The organism is Roseibium sediminis, assembly GCF_008711325.1.
Taxonomy (GTDB): domain Bacteria; phylum Pseudomonadota; class Alphaproteobacteria; order Rhizobiales; family Stappiaceae; genus Roseibium; species Roseibium sediminis.
Map to the genome: position 1 here is coordinate 104,210 of NZ_VXDB01000002.1, position 18,497 is coordinate 122,706.

At 58.3% G+C, this 18,497-nt stretch carries 30 protein-coding genes; all 30 read right to left on the reverse strand.

Features of this window, described 5'->3' with window-relative positions; all coding sequences use genetic code 11:
• Positions 1-22: 22 nt before the first annotated feature.
• The gene (locus F0155_RS02340) at positions 23-1,345 is read right to left on the reverse strand and encodes a replication-associated recombination protein A (RefSeq protein ID WP_150522871.1); all 1,323 of its coding nucleotides are present in this window, start codon (positions 1,343-1,345) and stop codon (positions 23-25) included.
• 15 nt (positions 1,346-1,360) lie between these two features.
• Positions 1,361-2,806 (reverse strand): Do family serine endopeptidase, encoded by a 1,446-nt coding sequence (locus F0155_RS02345; RefSeq protein WP_150522872.1) that lies wholly within the window; start codon positions 2,804-2,806, stop codon positions 1,361-1,363.
• Positions 2,807-3,050: 244 nt separating this feature from the next.
• Complete coding sequence (gene rplQ, locus F0155_RS02350; protein WP_150522873.1) at positions 3,051-3,476, reverse strand: 50S ribosomal protein L17; 426 nt, start codon at positions 3,474-3,476, stop codon at positions 3,051-3,053.
• Positions 3,477-3,560: 84 nt separating this feature from the next.
• Entirely contained in the window at positions 3,561-4,604 is a 1,044-nt protein-coding gene (locus tag F0155_RS02355) for a DNA-directed RNA polymerase subunit alpha (protein ID WP_192913742.1), read from the reverse strand.
• 70 nt (positions 4,605-4,674) lie between these two features.
• Positions 4,675-5,064 carry a 30S ribosomal protein S11 gene (gene rpsK / locus F0155_RS02360; protein WP_008191596.1) on the reverse strand — a complete coding sequence of 130 codons (390 nt, stop codon included), beginning with the start codon at positions 5,062-5,064 and terminating at the stop codon, positions 4,675-4,677.
• Between the two features lie 66 nt (positions 5,065-5,130).
• Positions 5,131-5,499, reverse strand: a complete 369-nt coding sequence (gene rpsM / locus F0155_RS02365; protein ID WP_150523078.1) for a 30S ribosomal protein S13 — start codon at positions 5,497-5,499, stop codon at positions 5,131-5,133.
• Positions 5,500-5,752: 253 nt separating this feature from the next.
• On the reverse strand, positions 5,753-6,346 hold the full coding sequence (locus tag F0155_RS02370; protein WP_150522875.1) for an adenylate kinase: 594 nt from the start codon (positions 6,344-6,346) through the stop codon (positions 5,753-5,755).
• Entirely contained in the window at positions 6,343-7,674 is a 1,332-nt protein-coding gene (gene secY / locus F0155_RS02375) for a preprotein translocase subunit SecY (protein ID WP_150522876.1), read from the reverse strand. Before secY ends, F0155_RS02370 begins: the two co-directional genes overlap by 4 nt.
• Before the next feature lie 48 nt (positions 7,675-7,722).
• A complete protein-coding gene (rplO, locus tag F0155_RS02380; RefSeq protein ID WP_150522877.1) occupies positions 7,723-8,193 on the reverse strand; it encodes a 50S ribosomal protein L15 in 471 nt (156 codons plus the stop codon).
• Between the two features lie 20 nt (positions 8,194-8,213).
• A complete protein-coding gene (gene rpmD / locus F0155_RS02385; protein WP_150522878.1) occupies positions 8,214-8,411 on the reverse strand; it encodes a 50S ribosomal protein L30 in 198 nt (65 codons plus the stop codon).
• 41 nt (positions 8,412-8,452) lie between these two features.
• A complete protein-coding gene (gene rpsE, locus F0155_RS02390; RefSeq protein WP_150522879.1) occupies positions 8,453-9,016 on the reverse strand; it encodes a 30S ribosomal protein S5 in 564 nt (187 codons plus the stop codon).
• Between the two features lie 41 nt (positions 9,017-9,057).
• Positions 9,058-9,420 carry a 50S ribosomal protein L18 gene (gene rplR, locus F0155_RS02395; protein ID WP_150522880.1) on the reverse strand — a complete coding sequence of 121 codons (363 nt, stop codon included), beginning with the start codon at positions 9,418-9,420 and terminating at the stop codon, positions 9,058-9,060.
• 12 nt (positions 9,421-9,432) lie between these two features.
• Entirely contained in the window at positions 9,433-9,966 is a 534-nt protein-coding gene (gene rplF, locus F0155_RS02400; protein WP_150522881.1) for a 50S ribosomal protein L6, read from the reverse strand.
• 41 nt (positions 9,967-10,007) lie between these two features.
• Positions 10,008-10,406 carry a 30S ribosomal protein S8 gene (gene rpsH, locus F0155_RS02405; RefSeq protein ID WP_150522882.1) on the reverse strand — a complete coding sequence of 133 codons (399 nt, stop codon included), beginning with the start codon at positions 10,404-10,406 and terminating at the stop codon, positions 10,008-10,010.
• 12 nt (positions 10,407-10,418) lie between these two features.
• Positions 10,419-10,724, reverse strand: a complete 306-nt coding sequence (rpsN, locus tag F0155_RS02410) for a 30S ribosomal protein S14 (RefSeq protein WP_150522883.1) — start codon at positions 10,722-10,724, stop codon at positions 10,419-10,421.
• A gap of 21 nt (positions 10,725-10,745) precedes the next feature.
• Entirely contained in the window at positions 10,746-11,300 is a 555-nt protein-coding gene (gene rplE / locus F0155_RS02415; protein ID WP_150522884.1) for a 50S ribosomal protein L5, read from the reverse strand.
• Positions 11,293-11,610, reverse strand: a complete 318-nt coding sequence (gene rplX, locus F0155_RS02420) for a 50S ribosomal protein L24 (RefSeq protein WP_150522885.1) — start codon at positions 11,608-11,610, stop codon at positions 11,293-11,295. The genes rplE and rplX overlap by 8 nt, the downstream gene beginning before the upstream one ends.
• Complete coding sequence (gene rplN, locus F0155_RS02425; protein ID WP_008191626.1) at positions 11,610-11,978, reverse strand: 50S ribosomal protein L14; 369 nt, start codon at positions 11,976-11,978, stop codon at positions 11,610-11,612. The genes rplX and rplN overlap by 1 nt, the downstream gene beginning before the upstream one ends.
• Positions 11,979-12,049: 71 nt before the next feature.
• Positions 12,050-12,280 carry a 30S ribosomal protein S17 gene (gene rpsQ / locus F0155_RS02430; RefSeq protein WP_150522886.1) on the reverse strand — a complete coding sequence of 77 codons (231 nt, stop codon included), beginning with the start codon at positions 12,278-12,280 and terminating at the stop codon, positions 12,050-12,052.
• A 12-nt stretch (positions 12,281-12,292) separates the two neighbouring features.
• Positions 12,293-12,493: a 50S ribosomal protein L29 gene (rpmC, locus tag F0155_RS02435; protein WP_150522887.1), complete on the reverse strand. Its 201-nt coding sequence runs from the start codon at positions 12,491-12,493 to the stop codon at positions 12,293-12,295.
• Positions 12,494-12,514: 21 nt separating this feature from the next.
• A complete protein-coding gene (gene rplP / locus F0155_RS02440) occupies positions 12,515-12,928 on the reverse strand; it encodes a 50S ribosomal protein L16 (RefSeq protein ID WP_150522888.1) in 414 nt (137 codons plus the stop codon).
• A gap of 47 nt (positions 12,929-12,975) precedes the next feature.
• Entirely contained in the window at positions 12,976-13,704 is a 729-nt protein-coding gene (gene rpsC, locus F0155_RS02445) for a 30S ribosomal protein S3 (RefSeq protein WP_150522889.1), read from the reverse strand.
• Positions 13,704-14,084: a 50S ribosomal protein L22 gene (rplV, locus tag F0155_RS02450; RefSeq protein WP_150522890.1), complete on the reverse strand. Its 381-nt coding sequence runs from the start codon at positions 14,082-14,084 to the stop codon at positions 13,704-13,706. Before rplV ends, rpsC begins: the two co-directional genes overlap by 1 nt.
• Before the next feature lie 2 nt (positions 14,085-14,086).
• Entirely contained in the window at positions 14,087-14,365 is a 279-nt protein-coding gene (gene rpsS, locus F0155_RS02455) for a 30S ribosomal protein S19 (protein WP_150522891.1), read from the reverse strand.
• Positions 14,366-14,377: 12 nt separating this feature from the next.
• Positions 14,378-15,211 carry a 50S ribosomal protein L2 gene (gene rplB / locus F0155_RS02460; protein WP_150522892.1) on the reverse strand — a complete coding sequence of 278 codons (834 nt, stop codon included), beginning with the start codon at positions 15,209-15,211 and terminating at the stop codon, positions 14,378-14,380.
• An 18-nt stretch (positions 15,212-15,229) separates the two neighbouring features.
• Complete coding sequence (locus F0155_RS02465) at positions 15,230-15,523, reverse strand: 50S ribosomal protein L23 (RefSeq protein WP_150522893.1); 294 nt, start codon at positions 15,521-15,523, stop codon at positions 15,230-15,232.
• Positions 15,520-16,140 carry a 50S ribosomal protein L4 gene (rplD, locus tag F0155_RS02470; RefSeq protein WP_150522894.1) on the reverse strand — a complete coding sequence of 207 codons (621 nt, stop codon included), beginning with the start codon at positions 16,138-16,140 and terminating at the stop codon, positions 15,520-15,522. Before rplD ends, F0155_RS02465 begins: the two co-directional genes overlap by 4 nt.
• Entirely contained in the window at positions 16,140-16,862 is a 723-nt protein-coding gene (rplC, locus tag F0155_RS02475; RefSeq protein WP_150522895.1) for a 50S ribosomal protein L3, read from the reverse strand. The genes rplD and rplC overlap by 1 nt, the downstream gene beginning before the upstream one ends.
• Before the next feature lie 23 nt (positions 16,863-16,885).
• Positions 16,886-17,194, reverse strand: a complete 309-nt coding sequence (gene rpsJ / locus F0155_RS02480; protein WP_006936455.1) for a 30S ribosomal protein S10 — start codon at positions 17,192-17,194, stop codon at positions 16,886-16,888.
• A 76-nt stretch (positions 17,195-17,270) separates the two neighbouring features.
• Positions 17,271-18,461 (reverse strand): elongation factor Tu, encoded by a 1,191-nt coding sequence (gene tuf, locus F0155_RS02485; protein WP_150522896.1) that lies wholly within the window; start codon positions 18,459-18,461, stop codon positions 17,271-17,273.
• Positions 18,462-18,497: the final 36 nt, after the last annotated feature.

Sequence of the window (18,497 nt, forward strand, 5' to 3'; positions counted from 1 at the left end):
TACCTCCTGCGCTTTTGAAATTTCAAGCGCCCTGCCCGCCCGAACCCCGTTCGCGTCTCAGCCGTGCCCAGTATTCCAGGCGCTTGCGCAGCTCGCGTTCAAATCCCCTGTCCGGCGGATCATAGTAAGTTTGCCTGCCTATGGTTTCCGGAAAGTAATCCTGACCGGAAAAACCGTCGGGTGCATCATGATCGTACTGATAACCGGTGCCGTAACCCTCGGATTTCATCAATTTTGTGGGAGCGTTGAGAATATGTTTGGGCGGCAGGAGCGAGCCGCTCGTCTTGGCGCTGCGCATCGCCGCCTTGTAGGCGACATAATTGCCATTGGATTTCGGTGCGCTGGCCAGATAGATGACCGCCTGCGACAAAGCCAGTTCGCCTTCTGGAGACCCCAGCATCTGATAGGCGTCGCGCGCAGCATTGGCCTGAACCAGCGCATGCGGGTCGGCAAGACCAATATCTTCCACCGCCATGCGGATCAGGCGGCGGGCGAGGTACATCGGGTCCTCGCCCCCGTCCAGCATGCGGCAAAACCAGTAGAGTGCTGCATCCGGGTCCGACCCTCTAACGGACTTGTGCAGGGCAGAAATGAGATTGTAGTGCCCGTCCTGGCTCTTGTCGTAGATCGGGGCGCGCCGCTGAACGATCTGCTGCAGGCGCTCTGCGTCAAACACCTCACCATCATCCGCAGCGCGCCAGACGTCCTCGGCCAGCGTCAAAGCCGAGCGGCCATCGCCATCGGCCATGCGAACCAGTACGGAGCGCGCTTCCTCGTCAACCGGCAGCTTGCGCCCTTCCAGCTCCTCGGCCCGCGTCAGCAATTTGCCGATCGCTTCGGAATTGAGCGAATGGAATGTCATGACATGGGAGCGGGACAGAACAGCGGCGTTCAGCTCAAAAGACGGGTTTTCCGTTGTCGCACCAACCAGTGTGATCGTGCCATCTTCCATCACGGGCAGGAAACTATCCTGCTGGGCACGATTGAAACGATGGATCTCGTCGACAAAGAGCAACGTCCCACGCCCGCCCATGCGGCGCGAGCGAGCCATCTCGAACACCTTTTTCAGGTCCGCGACGCCGGAAAAGATCGCAGAGATCTGTTCAAAGGCGAGATCTGTCTCGTGGGCCAGAAGCCGCGCAATGGTTGTCTTGCCTGTGCCAGGAGGTCCCCAGAAGATCAGCGAACCAAGGCTGCGGGTCTTGAGCATGCGCGACAGGGTACCATCGGGCCCGAGCAAATGATCCTGCCCGACGACGTCCGCCAGCTTCTGCGGCCGCATACGGTCGGCCAGCGGACGGTTCACGTCCTTGTCCAATCCCGATGCGGCAAACAGATCGCTCATGAAACGCCCTTTCCGTCAGCCTCTCAACCGGATGCGCTGGATCTGGTCACCGCGTTCAATCTCAAGATCCCACACCCGCGCATCACGCCGTGTTTCGCGCTCCAGTCGGCGCGTGCTGTCAATCTTCGTTCCATTGACGGAATGAACGATATCACCGACGCGAAGGCCAACACGAGCCGCGGTGCCGCGCGGATCGATCGACGTGATCACCACGCCCTCGAACTCGCCATCAAGACGCAGTTCTTCGGCGACCGCCGGCGACAGGTTCATCACGGTCGCCCCTTCAAACGGGGAATATTCTTCAAGCAGACGCTCGTCACGCGGGACCGTTTCAGGAGCGGCTTCAAGTTCGATCTCGACAGCAGCTTCTCCACCGGAGCGCAGAACCGTGAAGGCAGACACTTCGCCGAGCTGCCGTGTGGCAAACCGGTATCCGAAACTGTCCGGGTCAATCACTTCCTTGCCGTCGACCGAAATGACCAGATCGCCGACACGAAGGCCAGCGCGAGCCGCCGGCGAGCCGTCGAACACATTGGTGATCAGGACGCCGCGCGGGCGGTCCAGCCCGAGGGCTTCGGAAATCTCGGCGCTGACCGTCTGGACAGTAGCGCCCAGCCACGGCCGACGAACCATGTCGCCTTGGCTTGCGGCGGAAGCCACAAAACGCGCCATATGGGAGGGAATGGCAAAGCCGATGCCGTTGGACCCGCCGGAACGTGAGAAGATCGCGGTGTTGATGCCAACCAGCTTTCCTTCCATGTCGACCAGCGCACCACCGGAATTGCCCGGATTGATGGCCGCATCGGTCTGGATGAAGAACTGATAGTCCGTAATGCCCACCTGAGTACGGGCCAGAGCGGACACGATGCCCTGTGTCACCGTCTGGCCGACCCCGAACGGATTGCCGATGGCCAGAACGATATCACCCACCTCCAGGCTGTCCGCCTCGGCAAAGGGAGCGAAGTCGAAAGGCCCCTCCCCCTTGATCTTGAGAACCGCAAGATCTGTGCGCTCGTCCTTCAGCACGATCTCCGCATCGAACTCGCGGCGGTCGTTCAGGGCAACGCGAACCTCGTCCGCATCCTTGATCACGTGATGGTTGGTGATGACCGTACCGTCTTCGGAGATGATCACGCCGGACCCGAGAGACGACTGAACGCGTTCCTGCGGGCGACCGAGATTGCCACCTGGATCCCCGAAGAAACGCCGGAAGAAGGGATCATCGAAGAATGGAGAAACCCGGCGCTGCTGCATGACCTTGCGGCTAGCATAGACGTTGACCACGGCAGGCCCTACCCGCTTCACCAGCGGCGCGAAGGACAGCTTGATTTCCTCCGCCGAGCTCGGCATCTGGCGAACTGTTCCCCCATCCTGAGCCAAAACGCTCCCGGTCGACAAACCAAGTGTGACTGCAAGGACAGCAGACAGTTTCATAACCCGTTGCGCAGCGACAAATGCCATGCCTCAACTCCCAATACGTCTGGCGCGGACCGGCGCTTGACCGCCAGCTGCGCGATTCCTTCTCATCTGGAAGGGCGTACTAGCCAGATAGGGAATTTTAAGGGCAAACACAATCAACCGGCGGTGACGGATGTGTGTGTTGGCGGATTTTGGATGATCTGGGCGCAGCAAACCATCACTTGATCAAACAAAAAGGGCGGACCGATTGGTCCGCCCTCTTCGTATTCAGTCTGAAACGTGAAGCTTATGCAGCTGCTTCAGCAGTTTCCTGAGCTTCAACGCGTGCGCGGTCTTCTGCGCCGCGTGCTTCCGGATCACGGTCGACCAGCTCGATGACAGCCATCGGAGCGTTGTCGCCATAACGGAAGCCTGCCTTCAGAACGCGGCTGTAACCGCCGTTGCGTTCCTTGTAGCGCTCGCCGAGGGTGTCGAACAGCTTCTTGACCATCGCCACGTCGCGGATCTGCGAAATGGCCTGACGGCGTGCGTGAAGATCACCGCGCTTGCCCAAAGTGATGAGCTTGTCGATGATCGGCTTCATTTCTTTAGCCTTCGGCAGGGTCGTGACGATTTGCTCGTGCTTGATCAGCGACGCTGCCATGTTCGCGAACATAGCCTTGCGGTGGCTAGAGGTCCGGTTGAGCTTGCGGCCGGATTTCCCGTGGCGCATGGTGCTCTCCTTTGTCTATCAGGCAGTCTGCTGGTCGATGCCAAGCACTTGCCCGGTGGTTCCGTTCAAGGACGCGTACGCCCCTTAATACTGATGATCTTCGTAACGCTTGGCGAGGTCATCGATGTTCTCAGGCGGCCAGTTGGCGACTTCCATGCCGAGATGGAGACCCATCTGGGCGAGAACTTCCTTGATCTCGTTAAGCGACTTGCGGCCAAAGTTCGGCGTGCGCAGCATTTCCGCTTCGGTCTTCTGAATGAGATCGCCAATATACACGATATTGTCGTTCTTCAGGCAGTTTGCAGAGCGGACGGACAGTTCCAGCTCGTCGACCTTCTTCAGAAGTGCAGGGTTGAAAGCCAATTCCGGGACACTGTCCTCGGCGACTTCGCGCTGCGGCTCTTCGAAGTTGACGAAAATGGACAGCTGGTCCTGGAGAATGCGAGCTGCGAAAGCAACTGCATCATCCGGCTTCACCGACCCATCGGTTTCAACAGTCAAAGTCAGTTTGTCGTAGTCGAGAACCTGACCTTCACGGGTGTTTTCAACCTTGTAGGAAACCTTCTTGACCGGAGAGTAGAGGCTGTCCACCGGGATCAGGCCGATCGGCGCGTCTTCCGGACGGTTCCGGTCGGACGGCACATAGCCCTTGCCAGTGTTGACAGTGAACTCCATGCGGATTTCCGCGCCCTCATCGAGAGTGCAGAGCACCAGCTCCGGATTCAGGACTTCCACGTCGCCTACGGTCTGGATGTCACCAGCCGTTACAACACCAGGTCCCTGCTTGCGCACGACCATGCGCTTGGGGCCCTCGCCTTCCATGCGGATGGCGATTTCCTTGATGTTGAGGACGATGTCGGTCACGTCTTCACGAACGCCCGGAATGGACGAGAACTCGTGAAGAACGCCATCGATCTGCACAGCGGTCACAGCAGCGCCCTGAAGGGACGACAGCAGGATGCGGCGCAAGGCATTGCCAAGCGTCAGACCATAGCCACGCTCAAGCGGCTCGGCCACGACCGTTGCCAGAAAACGCGGGTCATCACCCGGTTTGACTTCCAGCTTGGTCGGCTTGATCAGTTCTTGCCAGTTCTTTTGAATTGTCACGTTTTTTGCCCCTTCGGCTATCCCGCCTGGATGCACAAGTCCCAGACTATTCTTTGCCACTGGAGAAACAGTTGCCCAAAGCCGGACGGCCTTAGACGCGACGACGCTTGCGCGGACGGCAGCCGTTGTGCGGGATCGGCGTCACGTCGCGGATGGACGTGATGAGGAAACCAGCAGCCTGAAGGGCGCGCAGCGCAGATTCACGACCTGAACCCGGACCACGAACTTCAACTTCCAGCGTACGCATGCCGTGCTCGGCAGCCTTCTTTGCAGCGTCTTCTGCAGCAACCTGGGCAGCATACGGAGTGGACTTACGAGAGCCCTTGAAGCCCAGAGCACCAGCGGACGACCAGGAAATCGTGTTTCCCTGTGCGTCGGTGATGGTGATCATGGTGTTGTTGAACGTCGAGTTCACATGCGCAACGCCGGAGGAAATGTTCTTCCGCTCGCGGCGACGGACGCGCGTGGTGTCTTTTGCCATTTGAATTCCTTACTTTGATCTCTTCACTGCCGTAGTGCCGGCAGCTCCACCGCCAATCGGAGGCAATTACTTCTTCTTGCCAGCAATCGGCTTCGCCGGACCCTTGCGGGTACGTGCGTTCGTGTGCGTACGCTGACCACGAACCGGAAGGCCGCGGCGGTGACGCAGGCCACGGTAGCAACCGAGGTCCATGAGGCGCTTGATGTTCATTGCAGTCTCACGACGCAGATCGCCTTCCACCATGTAGTCACGGTCGATGGTCTCGCGGATGGACAGAACTTCAGCGTCAGACAGCTGATTCACGCGGCGGGCAGCATCGATGTTGTTCTTTTCGATGATTTCCTGGGCGAATTTCGCGCCAATGCCGTGGATATACTGAAGCGCGATGACAACGCGCTTGTTTGTCGGGATGTTAACGCCAGCAATACGTGCCACGTTCGTCTCCATGTCATGCAGCCCGTAGGCTGCGGCCATTATTATAACCGCGTCCGGTGGAGGCCGGCCCTTGCGGTTGGTTTTGGTGCGTAGCCTTTGTCAGGCACGCAAAATGCCGTTCCCATGATTCCATGGGAGCGACGCAAACCTTTTTCAGGATTGAGCGCGTGCTTTAACGAAACTCAAACGTTTCGTCAAGACGCAAAAGCGCGCCAAGGGCGCGCTTTTCCTGAGGTTCTCTTGCCAAGCGCCTTCAGGCTTCCTGGCTTTGCTTCAGCACTGCCTCGATCTCTGCCGATACGGCATCGATCGACTGCATCCCATCAACAACCGTCAACAGGCCTGCCTTCTCGTAATAAGGAATCACGACAGCAGTATCGCGGTTATAGGCGCTGAGACGATCCTTGAAGACTTCCGGATCGTCATCCTTGCGTACCGGCTGACCGGCGGCCTTTGCTTCTGCAGCGCGGTTGATGATCCGGTCGACCAGTTTGGTCTGGTCTACACGGAGTTCAATCACCGCATCCAGCTCAAGGCCATTGTCCTTGAGCATGTCTGCAAGAGCGTCAGCCTGTGCGATGGTCCGCGGAAACCCGTCAAGGATGAAGCCGTTCTTGGCATCCGGTTCCTTGATTCGGTCGCGAATGATGCCAACGACGATTTCATCGGAAACCAGTCCGCCGGCATCCATCACAGCCTTGGCTTTCAGACCGATCGGCGTTTCCGCTGCAACGGCAGCGCGCAGCATATCACCGGTCGAAAGTTGCGGGATGTTATGGTTCGCAACCAATCGGGCTGCCTGGGTACCCTTCCCTGCACCCGGCGGTCCCACCAAAATCAGCCTCATCTACGCTTCCCCCTCAGTTTTGCTTTCTTCACCAGACCCTCATACTGATGCGCTAGCAAATGACCCTGGATCTGAGAAACGGTATCCATTGTCACGCTGACGACGATCAGAAGTGAGGTTCCTCCGAAATAGAACGGAACGCCCGTCGCCGATATGAGGAATTCGGGTAATAGACAGACGAGGGTTATGTATATCGCGCCTGCAACCGTGATGCGAGTCAACACATAGTCGATGTACTGAGCCGTACGCTCACCCGGACGAATGCCCGGAATGAAGCCGCCATGCTTCTTCAGATTGTCCGCGGTATCCGTCGGATTGAAGACGATAGCCGTGTAGAAGAAGCAGAAGAAGATGATCATTGCAGCGTAGAAGACCATATACAGCGGCTGGCCGTGGCCAAGCAGAGCCGTAATCGTGGTCAACCACTCATTTCCCCCACCCGTGTTGAAGCCGGAAATCGTCGCCGGCACCAGGAGAAGAGAGGATGCAAAGATCGGCGGAATCACACCTGCAGTGTTCAGTTTGAGCGGCAGGAACGAGGTGTTGCCCTCGAACATGCGGTTGCCCATCTGACGCTTCGGGTACTGGATCAGCAATCGCCGCTGCGCACGCTCCATGAACACGATCACCGCAATCACGACCACAGACAGAATGATGATCGCAAGGATGATCCACGTTGCAAGCGCACCCTGACGACCGAGTTCAAGCGTCGAAACGATTGCGGACGGCAGACCGGCAACGATACCAGCGAAGATGATCAGTGAAATGCCGTTACCAATGCCGCGCGAAGTGATCTGCTCACCCAGCCACATCAGGAACATGGTGCCGCCGACGAGTGTCAGAACAGCAGATGCACGGAAGAACCAGCCCGGATCGGTTACGACGTTCGCCGCACCTTCCAGACCGACGGCAATGCCATAGGCCTGAAGAGCTGCCAGAACGACCGTACCGTAACGGGTATACTGGTTGATCACCTTCCGGCCCTGATCGCCATCCTTCTTCATCTGCTCAAGAGACGGAACAACCGTCGTCATGAGCTGCATGATGATCGAGGCGGAAATATAGGGCATGATGCCAAGCGCAAAGATTGCCATGCGCTCGACAGCGCCACCGGCAAACATGTTGAACATGCCGATGATGCCGGATTGCGCCTGGTTGAACGCCTGCCCGAAAGCTTCCGGATTGATTCCGGGCAACGGAATGTATGTGCCCAGTCGATAAACCAAAAGCGCCCCCAGTGTGAACCAGATGCGCTTTTTGAGTTCTTCAGCCTTGGCGAAAGCTGAGAAATTTAAATTTGACGCCAGTTGCTCGGCGGCCGATGCCATGCCCTACTCCGGTCAGTTTTTTACCGACAAAATGGGAAAAGCCCAGGCCTATTCGGCCTGAGCTCCCTTAACGACTACCTTGCCGCCCGCTTTTTCCACCGCTTCGATTGCGCCCTTGGACGCACCGGCTACTTCAAACGTGACTGCAGTCTTCAATTCGCCGTCGCTGAGAAGACGGACGCCATCGCGGACGCGCTTGACTACACCAGCAGCCTTGAGAGCTTCGACAGTCACTGCTGCCTTTGCATCAAGCTTGCCTGCTTCGATAGCCTGCTGAACACGACCCAGGGATACAATGTTGTAATCCTTGGCGAAGATGTTCGTGAAACCGCGCTTCGGCAGACGACGATGCAATGGCATTTGGCCGCCTTCAAAGCCCTTGATCGCTACGCCGGAACGGGACTTTTGACCCTTGACGCCACGACCACCGGTCTTGCCCTTGCCAGAACCGATACCGCGTCCAACGCGGGTCCGGTCCTTAACGGCGCCGGGGTTGTCCTGAAGTTCGTTGAGCTTCATGTTTCTACTCCCGATCCCGTTTACGCGTTGTCTTCAACGACGCGAACGAGATGCTGGATCTTTCTGATCATGCCGCGCACTTCCGGGGTGTCCTTCAGCGTCGAGCGGCGGTGCATCTTGTTCAGGCCGAGACCGATGAGCGTTGCGCGCTGTTCCTTGGGACGGCGCAGCGGGCTCCCGATCTGTTCGACCGTGATGGTCTTTTCGGTGTTCGCCATGGAACTAACCCTCGTTCAAGTGGGTCCGAAGACCGCCGAAATCAAGCCTCGGCGGCTGCGGTAACCTCATCGTTATTGTCCCGGCGGCGCGACTGGATCACAGAGACCTTCAGGCCACGACGAGCTGCGACGGAGCGCGGGCTGTCTTCCCTGGTCAGTGCTTCAAAAGTTGCGCGCACCATGTTGTAGGGGTTGGAAGACCCCAGCGACTTGGCAACAACGTCCTGAACTCCGAGCGTTTCGAAAACTGCACGCATCGGACCACCCGCGATGATACCGGTACCGGCCGGAGCCGAACGCAGGATCACCTTGCCAGCACCGTGACGGCCTTCAACATCGTGATGAAGGGTCCGGCCCTCACGAAGAGGAACGCGGATCATGGTGCGCTTGGCAGCTTCAGTTGCCTTGCGGATTGCTTCCGGCACTTCACGTGCCTTGCCGTGTCCAAAGCCTACGCGGCCTTTCTGATCACCAACCACAACGAGCGCGGCGAAGCCGAAACGACGGCCACCCTTGACCACCTTAGCGACGCGGTTGATGTGGACCAGCTTGTCGACGAATTCGCTATCGCGCTCTTCGCGCTCGCGATTGTCTTGTCTCGCCATTTTATACGTCTTCCGTTCTTAAGAGCGCCAACGGGCGCTGGTCAGAATTCAAGTCCACCTTCGCGGGCTGCATCAGCAAGCGCCTTGACGCGCCCATGATACTGGTACCCACCCCGGTCGAACACGACCTGCTTGATGCCGGCGGCAGACGCACGCTCGGCTACAAGCTTGCCGACCGCGGCAGCTGCTGCGGTATCGGCGCCCGTTTTCAGGTTGCCCTTGACATCCTTCTCGATCGTCGAAGCGGATACGAGAGTGTGTCCGTTCGCGTCGTCGATGATCTGTGCATAGATCTGCTTCGACGAGCGGAAAACCGAAAGGCGCGGACGGCCATTGGCCGCCTTCTTGAGTGAACGGCGCACGCGATCGCGGCGGCGTTCGAAAGCATCTTTGCTGTTCGCCATGATCCTGCTCCGTTACTTCTTCTTGCCTTCTTTGCGGACGATGAATTCGCCAGCATAACGAACGCCCTTGCCCTTGTAGGGCTCCGGCGAGCGGAATTCGCGGATTTCCGCTGCGACCTGGCCGACAACCTGCTTGTCGATACCATTGATCACGATTTCGGTCGGCTTCGGGCACTTGACCTCGATGCCTTCCGGAACGTCGTAAACGACGTCATGCGAGAAACCCAGCGCAAGCTGAAGGTTCTTGCCCTGCATTTGGGCACGGTAACCAACACCCGTGATCTCGAGCTTTCTTTCAAAGCCTTCGCTCACGCCGGTGATGATGTTCTGGACCATGGTCCGGCTCATGCCCCAAAGGGAACGCGCCGTCTTGGTATTACCACGCGGATCAACCTTGATCCCGTCGTCCGTCATTTCGGCCAGCACCAGGTCGTTGAGCACGAAGGAGAGTTCCCCCTTCGGGCCCTTAACCGATACGGTCTGACCGTTGATCGTTGCCGTTACCCCGCTAGGCACGGGGACTGGCTTTTTGCCAATACGAGACATCTGACCAACCTTGTCGTTGTCTTAAAAGCGAGACCACCGCATCAGAAGATGCGGCAGAGAACCTCGCCACCTACGTTTTCTTCCCGCGCCTGATGGTCGCTCATGACGCCACGCGGAGTCGACAGAATCGACACGCCCAGGCCATTAGAGACATGCGGGATGTTCTTCACCGAAGAATATACCCGGCGACCCGGCTTGGATACGCGCTCAATCGTGCGAATCACCGGCTCACCATCGAAGTACTTCAGTTCGATTTCCAACTCGGACTTACCGCCCTCGAATTCAACCGTGGTGAAGCCACGGATGTATCCTTCTTTTACGAGCACTTCAAGTACGTGTGCGCGCAATTTGGAATTTGGTGAACTGACCTTCGTCTTGCGACGCATTTGCGCGTTGCGGATGCGGGTCAGCATATCCCCCAACGGATCAGAAATTGCCATCGGAGTTTCTCCTTACCAGCTCGACTTGACCAGGCCGGGGATCTTACCCAGGGAGCCCAGTTCACGAAGCGCAATACGCGACATCTTCAGCTTGCGGTAGTAACCGCGCGGACGTCCGGAGACTTCACAACGGTTGCGAACACGGTTCGCAGCCGAGTTCCGCGGCAATTTCGCAAGCTTGAGACGTGCATTGAACCGCTCTTCAAGGCTGAGGCTGTCATCCTTCGCCATCGCCTTCAGAGCTGCGCGCTTCTCAGCGTATTTCTTCACAAGCTTCTTACGACGCTCGTTCTTTTCGACCGCGCTCTTCTTCGCCATCGTCGTTCCCTTCCTTGCCCGTTATTTCTTGAACGGGAAGTTGAACGCGCGGAGCAGTTCGCGCGCTTCGTCGTCGTTTGCAGCGGTGGTGCACACGATCACATCCATGCCCCAGATCTGGTCGACCTTGTCGTACTCGATCTCCGGAAACACAATGTGTTCCTTGATGCCCATCGCGTAGTTACCACGACCGTCGAAGCTCTTCGGGTTCAGACCCCGGAAGTCACGAACGCGCGGCAGCGCGATGGTGATCAGACGGTCCAGGAATTCGTACATCTGCTGGCGACGCAGGGTGACCTTCGTGCCGAGCGGCATTTCTTCACGAACCTTGAACGTCGCGATCGACTTCTTGGCTTTCGTGATGACCGGCTTCTGACCGGCGATCAGCGCGAGGTCGGCAGCAGCGGTACGTGCCTTCTTGGAATCACCGACAGCTTCACCGACGCCGATGTTCAGAACGATCTTGTCCAGCTTCGGAACCTGCATCGGGTTCGCGTAGTTGAACTTTTCCTGAAGCTGCTTGCGCACGACGTCTTCGTAGTGCGTCTTCAGGCGCGGTACATAAGTCTCAGCCATCGATCAGGTCTCCCGAACGCTTGGCCACACGGACCTTGGAACCGTCTTCCTTGACCTGGAAACCAACGCGAGTGGCCTTGCCGTCCTTCGGATCAGCAACAGCCAGGTTGGACAGATGGATCGGTGCTTCCTTGGAAACGATCCCTGCTTCCTGGGTCTGGGTCTGCTTCTGGTGGCGGCGAACCAGGTTCACGCCACGGACAAGCGCCTTGTTGTCAGACGGAAACAGCTGGATGACTTCACCGGACTTGCCCTTGTCACGTCCGGTGAGCACGACAACCGTGTCGCCCTTTTTAATTTTCGCAGCCATCAGAGCACCTCCGGCGCGAGTGAAATGATTTTCATGTGGTTCTTTGCACGGAGTTCACGCGGCACTGGCCCGAAGATACGGGTGCCAACTGGCTCCTTGTTGTTGTTGACCAGCACGGCCGCATTGCGGTCGAACCGGATCACGCTGCCATCGGGACGGCGGATATCCTTTGCCGTGCGCACGACAACAGCCTTCATCACATCGCCCTTCTTAACACGGCCCCGCGGGATCGCTTCCTTGACGGAGACAACGATGATGTCGCCTACCTGAGCGTATTTCCGCTTGGAGCCGCCGAGCACTTTGATGCACATGACACGACGTGCGCCGGAGTTGTCGGCTACGTCGAGGTTTGTTTGCATCTGAATCATGACTGGCTGCCTTGTTCTTCTATCGGCGCTCCTGCCAGGGGCGCCTGATGCTCAACCTTCATGGAAAGTGGTCAGTTGCTGACCACAGTCCAACGCTTGTTTTTCGAAATCGGCGCGCATTCTTCAATCTGAACAATGTCGCCGATCTTGTGAGTGTTGGCTTCGTCGTGCGCCCGGTACTTCTTGGACCGACGAACGGTCTTCTTCAGAAGCGGATGGGTGAAACGACGTTCGACCTTTACGGTCACCGTTTTGTCGTTTGCGTCGCCGACGACGGTGCCCTGCAAAATACGCTTCGGCATTATGTCGTCTCCTTACGCGCTAGCCGCCACACGCTTTTCGCGCATGATCGTTTCGATCCGGGCAATATCGCGGCGGATCTGCCGGACGCGCCCAGTATTTTCAAGCTGACCCGTAGCCCGCTGGAAGCGCAGATTGAACTGCTCCTTCTTGAGGCTCTCAAGCTCAGTGCGGAGCTCGTCGAGGGTCTTTGCCCTTACATCACTCGCCTTCATGGCCTTGACTCCTTGCCTGCCTTACTCGGCGATCCGCTGGACGAACCGGCACTTGATCGGCAGTTTGGCGGCGGCAAGACGCATTGCTTCACGAGCAACGTCTTCCGGAACACCATCGATTTCGAACATGATCCGGCCTGGCTTGACGCGGCAAGCCCAGTAGTCCGGAGAACCCTTACCCTTACCCATTCGGACTTCGGCCGGCTTCGAGGAAACCGGGAGGTCCGGGAAGATCCGGATCCATACGCGACCCGCACGCTTCATATGGCGGGTCATGGCACGGCGGGCCGCTTCGATCTGACGCGCAGTAACGCGCTCCGGCTCTACAGCCTTCAGACCGAAAGCGCCGAAGTTGAGGTCAGTGCCCCCCTTCGACAGACCGTGGATGCGGCCCTTGTGCTGCTTGCGGAACTTTGTGCGCTTCGGTTGCAGCATCGTTCTTCTCTCGTCTTTCGTGTTTAACGAGCAGCTGGCAGCTTAAATTAAGCTGCGCGCTCGCGGCCCCGATCCCGGCGTCCGCCGCGATCACCCTGGTTGTTATCTGAGCCCTGGGTCGCACGGCGTTCAGACGCCATCGGATCGTGCTCGAGAATTTCACCCTTGAAGATCCAGACCTTCACGCCGCACACGCCGTAGGCAGTGTGAGCAGAAGCAACACCGTAGTCGATGTCTGCGCGAAGAGTGTGGAGCGGCACGCGACCTTCACGGTACCATTCGATACGCGCGATTTCCGCGCCACCGAGACGGCCACCGCAGGTGATCTTGATGCCTTGTGCGCCAAGACGCATAGCCGACTGAACGGACCGCTTCATGGCACGACGGAATGCAACACGGCGTTCCAGCTGCTGGGCGATCGAAGCCGCAACGAGAGTTGCGTCAACTTCCGGCTTGCGCACTTCAACGATGTTGATGTGCACTTCGGACTTGGTGATGTCAGCAATCTTCTTGCGAAGACGCTCGATGTCTGCACCCTTCTTGCCGATGACCACACCCGGACGACCGGAGTGAATGGTAACGCGGCACTTCTTGTGCGGACGTTCGATGACGATCTTGGAAACAGCTGCCTGCTTCAGTTCGTTCATCAGGAATTCGCGAATGCGGAAGTCTTCATGAAGAAGAGTGCCGTACTCACCCTTGCCGGCGAACCAGCGGGAATCCCAGGTGCGGTTAATCCCGAGGCGCATGCCGATCGGGTTTACTTTATGTCCCATCAGGCACTCTCCTCGACTTCGCGGACGACGATGGTCAGGTTCGAGAACGGCTTCTCGATCCGGCCAGCGCGGCCACGTGCACGAGCCTGGAACCGCTTGATGACAAATGCCTTGCCAACATGAGCTTCGGCAACCACCAGGTTGTCGATGTCCAGGTCATGGTTGTTTTCCGCGTTTGCAATCGCAGACATCAAGGTCTTCTTGACATCCTGCGCAATGCGCTTGCGGGAGAAGGTCAGGTCGGCAATCGCGGTGCCGACCTTTTTACCGCGGATTGCAGCCGCAACGAGATTCAGCTTGCGCGGAGAAACGCGCAGCATGCGGGTCATTGCCCGGGCCTCATTGTCGGCGAGCGTCCGCTCACGCTTCGGCTTGCCCATCGTTACTTCCTCTTTGCCTTTTTGTCGGCGCCGTGTCCGTAATAGGTCCGGCTCGGGGAAAACTCACCGAACTTGTGACCAATCATCTCTTCAGACACCAGCACCGGAACGTGCTTTTGACCGTTGTAGACGCCGAAGGTAAGCCCAACGAACTGAGGCAGAATCGTCGACCGGCGGCTCCAGGTCTTGATAACCTCGTTGCGGCCGGACTCCCGTACCTTGTCCGCTTTCTTGAGAAGGTAACCGTCGACAAACGGACCTTTCCAGACAGAACGTGTCACGATCCTTGCCCCTTACTTCTTACGCGCGTGGCGGCTACGAACAATGTACTTGTCCGTGGATTTATTGCGCCGCGTGCGCTTACCCTTAGTCGGTTTACCCCAAGGAGTAACCGGATGACGGCCACCGGATGTCCGACCTTCACCACCACCGTGCGGGTGGTCGATCGGGTTCATGGCGACACCACGAGTGTGCGGGCGAATGCCAAGCCAGCGAGAGCGGCCTGCCTTGCCCAGATTGATGTTGGAGTGATCCGGGTTGGACACTGCACCAACGGTAGCCATGCAGGTACCGAGGACGCGGCGCTGTTCGCCGGACATCAGACGCAGGGTTGTGTAACCCTGGTCACGACCAACAACCTGAACAAAAGCACCAGCTGAACGTGCGATCTGCGCGCCCTTGCCCGGCTTGAGTTCGATGTTGTGAACGATCGTGCCAACCGGAATGGAAGCGAGCGGCATTGCGTTACCCGGCTTCACGTCAACTGCCTGGCCGGCAACGACAGTGTCGCCTACGCCCAGACGCTGCGGAGCAAGGATGTAGCTCAGCTCACCGTCTTCATAACGGATCAGCGCGATGAATGCGGTCCGGTTCGGATCGTATTCCAGGCGTTCCACGGTGGCCGGCACGTCGAACTTGCGACGCTTGAAGTCGACCAGTCGGTACGAACGCTTGTGACCACCACCCCGGTTCGGGGCAGTCAGGCGGCCGTTGTTGTTACGGCCACCGGTCTTGGACAGGCCTTCGGTCAAGGTCTTGACCGGCTTGCCCTTCCAGAGGTCGGACCGGTCAACCTGCACCAGCTGGCGGCGGCCCGGCGACGTGGGATTGAATGTCTTAAGTGCCATCTTCTTCTGTCCCCCGCCTTAGAGCCCGGTGGTCACGTCGATGGCCTGCCCTTCGGCGAGCGTCACGACGGCCTTCTTGAAGTCGGACTGACGGCCAATGCGACCGCGGAACCGCTTCACCTTGCCCTTGCGGACCAGTGTATTTACGGCCGTAACCTTGACACCGAACAACGCTTCGACAGCTGCCTTGATCTGCGGCTTTGTCGCGTCATTGGCTACCTTGAAGACAACCTTGTTTTCTTCAGAAGCCAAGGTCGCCTTTTCGGTGATTACCGGGCCGACGATTTTGTCGTAGTGAGGAAGGTTGCTCATTTAAAGCGCTCCTCAAGTGCGGACACCGCAGCCTTGGTCAACACCAGGGTGTTGGCCCGCAGGATGTCGTAAACGTTGATGCCCTGAACCGGCAGAATGTCCACATTCGGGATATTCCGGGAAGCCAGTGCAAAGTTGTTGTCGACCTCGGCGCCATCAATGATCAGCGCGCTGGACAGCCCTGCCTTTGCAAGGGTTTCCTTCAGAGCCTTGGTCTTTGCTTCGGCGGCCTTTACGTCTTCAACGACGATCAGGCTGGATGCCTTGGCTTTCGCAGACAGGGCATGCTTGAGGCCCAGCACGCGAACCTTCTTGGGAAGGTCGTGGCTGTGATCGCGAACGATCGGGCCGAATGCCTTGCCGCCGCCGCGGAACTGCGGAGCCTTGCGGTTGCCGTGACGCGCACCGCCCGAACCCTTCTGGCGCACGAATTTCTTCGTGGTACCAGAAACTTCCGAACGACCGAGCGCCTTGTGGGTACCGGCCTGGCGCTTGGCAAGCTGCCAACGCACCACGCGGTGGATCAGATCGGCGCGCGGCTCAAGACCAAAAATCTCGTCCGACACCGTGATCGAACCGGCCGCCCCGCCTTCCAGGGTCTTGACCTGAAGTTCCATCACTCACTCTCCTTCCCGGCCGCTTCAGCAGCAGCTGCAGCGCCTTCCGGCGCACGGAATGCACCCGGCATCGGCACACCTTCCGGAAGTGCCTTCTTGATCGCGTCGCGAACCACGATCCAGCCGCCCTTGGCGCCCGGAACGGAACCTTCAACCATGATCAAGCCACGCTCAACATCCGTACGCACAACTTTCAAGTTCTGCGTGGTCACGCGGACATCGCCCATGTGACCGGCCATTTTCTTGCCCTTGAAGACGCGGCCCGGATCCTGACACTGACCGGTCGAACCGTGTGAACGGTGCGAAACAGAGTTACCGTGAGATGCGCGGCCACCACCGAAGTTGTGACGCTTCATAACACCGGCAAAACCCTTACCGATCGAAGAGCCGGTGACGTCGACAAACTGACCTTCGACGTAGTGGTCAGCGGTGATTTCCGCGCCAACGTCGATCAGGTTGTCAGCCGACACGCGGAACTCGGCGAGCTTGCGCTTGGGCTCCACCTTGGCAACCGCGAAATGTCCGCGCATCGCCTTAGGCGTATTCTTTACTTTTGCCAGACCAACGCCGACCTGCAGCGCGGTATAGCCGTTCTTTTCTTCAGTCCGGTGGGCAACCACCTGGCACTTTTCCAGTCGCAGAACTGTGACCGGAACATGCTCGCCTGCATCATTGTAGATGCGGGTCATGCCCACTTTCTGAGCGATCACTCCAGAACGCATTTACGTGTCCCCTTCGATCCGCCTCAGAGCTTGATCTCGACGTCCACACCAGCGGCCAGATCGAGCTTCATAAGAGCGTCAACCGTCTGGGGCGTCGGATCAACGATGTCGAGAAGGCGCTTATGCGTGCGCATCTCGAACTGATCGCGGCTTTTCTTATCGATATGCGGGCCGCGAAGTACTGTGTACTTCTCGATCCGCGTCGGCAGCGGTACGGGTCCCCGTACCTGTGCACCGGTCCGCTTGGCCGTGTTCACGATCTCCTTGGTGGAGGCGTCGAGAATACGGTGGTCAAATGCCTTAAGACGGATCCGGATATTCTGACCGTTCATTTCAGATTTCCCGAGGTAAATCGGCAGGCCCGCCGCCAGAGTGTTTCATTGAAACCGGAGCAGGCCCTGCCGGCGATTACTTGATGATGGAAGCGACGACGCCAGCGCCGACGGTCCGGCCACCTTCGCGGATAGCGAAGCGCAGACCTTCTTCCATGGCGATCGGAACGATCAGCTCAACGTCAACAGAGACGTTGTCGCCCGGCATCACCATTTCAGTGCCTTCCGGAAGGGACACAACACCCGTCACGTCCGTCGTACGGAAGTAGAACTGAGGACGGTAGTTGGTGAAGAACGGTGTATGACGACCGCCTTCTTCCTTCGTCAGGATGTAGGCTTCTGCCTTGAAGTTCGTGTGCGGGTTAACTGTACCCGGCTTGCACAGCACCTGGCCGCGCTCAACGTCTTCACGGCCGATACCGCGGATCAGTGCGCCGATGTTGTCGCCTGCTTCGCCGCTGTCCAGCAGCTTGCGGAACATTTCAACGCCCGTAACAGTCGTCTTCTGGGTGTCGCGGATGCCGACGATCTCGACTTCCTCACCAACCTTGACGATGCCACGCTCAACACGACCGGTCACAACCGTACCACGGCCGGAGATCGAGAAGACGTCTTCGATCGGCATCAGGAACGGCTGATCCTTCGGACGCTCCGGCGTCGGGATGTAGGCGTCAACCTGAGCCATCAGTTCCTTGATCGCGTCACGGCCGATAGCCGGGTCACGGTTTTCAACTGCCGCCAGTGCAGAACCCTTGACGATCGGAATGTCGTCGCCCGGGAACTCGTAGGAAGACAGAAGCTCACGGATTTCCATTTCGACCAGCTCGAGGAGCTCTTCGTCGTCGACCTGGTCAACCTTGTTCATGAACACGACAAGTGCCGGAACGCCAACCTGACGAGCGAGAAGGATGTGCTCGCGGGTCTGAGGCATCGGGCCGTCAGCTGCGGAGCAGACCAGGATCGCGCCGTCCATCTGGGCAGCACCGGTGATCATGTTCTTCACGTAGTCGGCGTGGCCCGGGCAGTCAACGTGAGCGTAGTGACGGTTTTCCGTCTCGTACTCAACGTGTGCCGTGGAGATGGTGATGCCGCGCGCCTTTTCTTCAGGTGCTGCGTCGATCTGGTCATATGCCTTAGCAACTGCGCCGCCGGTTTCGGCAAGCGTCATCGTGATTGCTGCAGTCAGCGTCGTCTTACCATGGTCAACGTGGCCGATCGTGCCAATGTTGACGTGAGGCTTATTGCGCTCAAATTTTTCTTTCGCCATCGGATTACTCCGTTTCTCTATTTCTTTTTGACTACA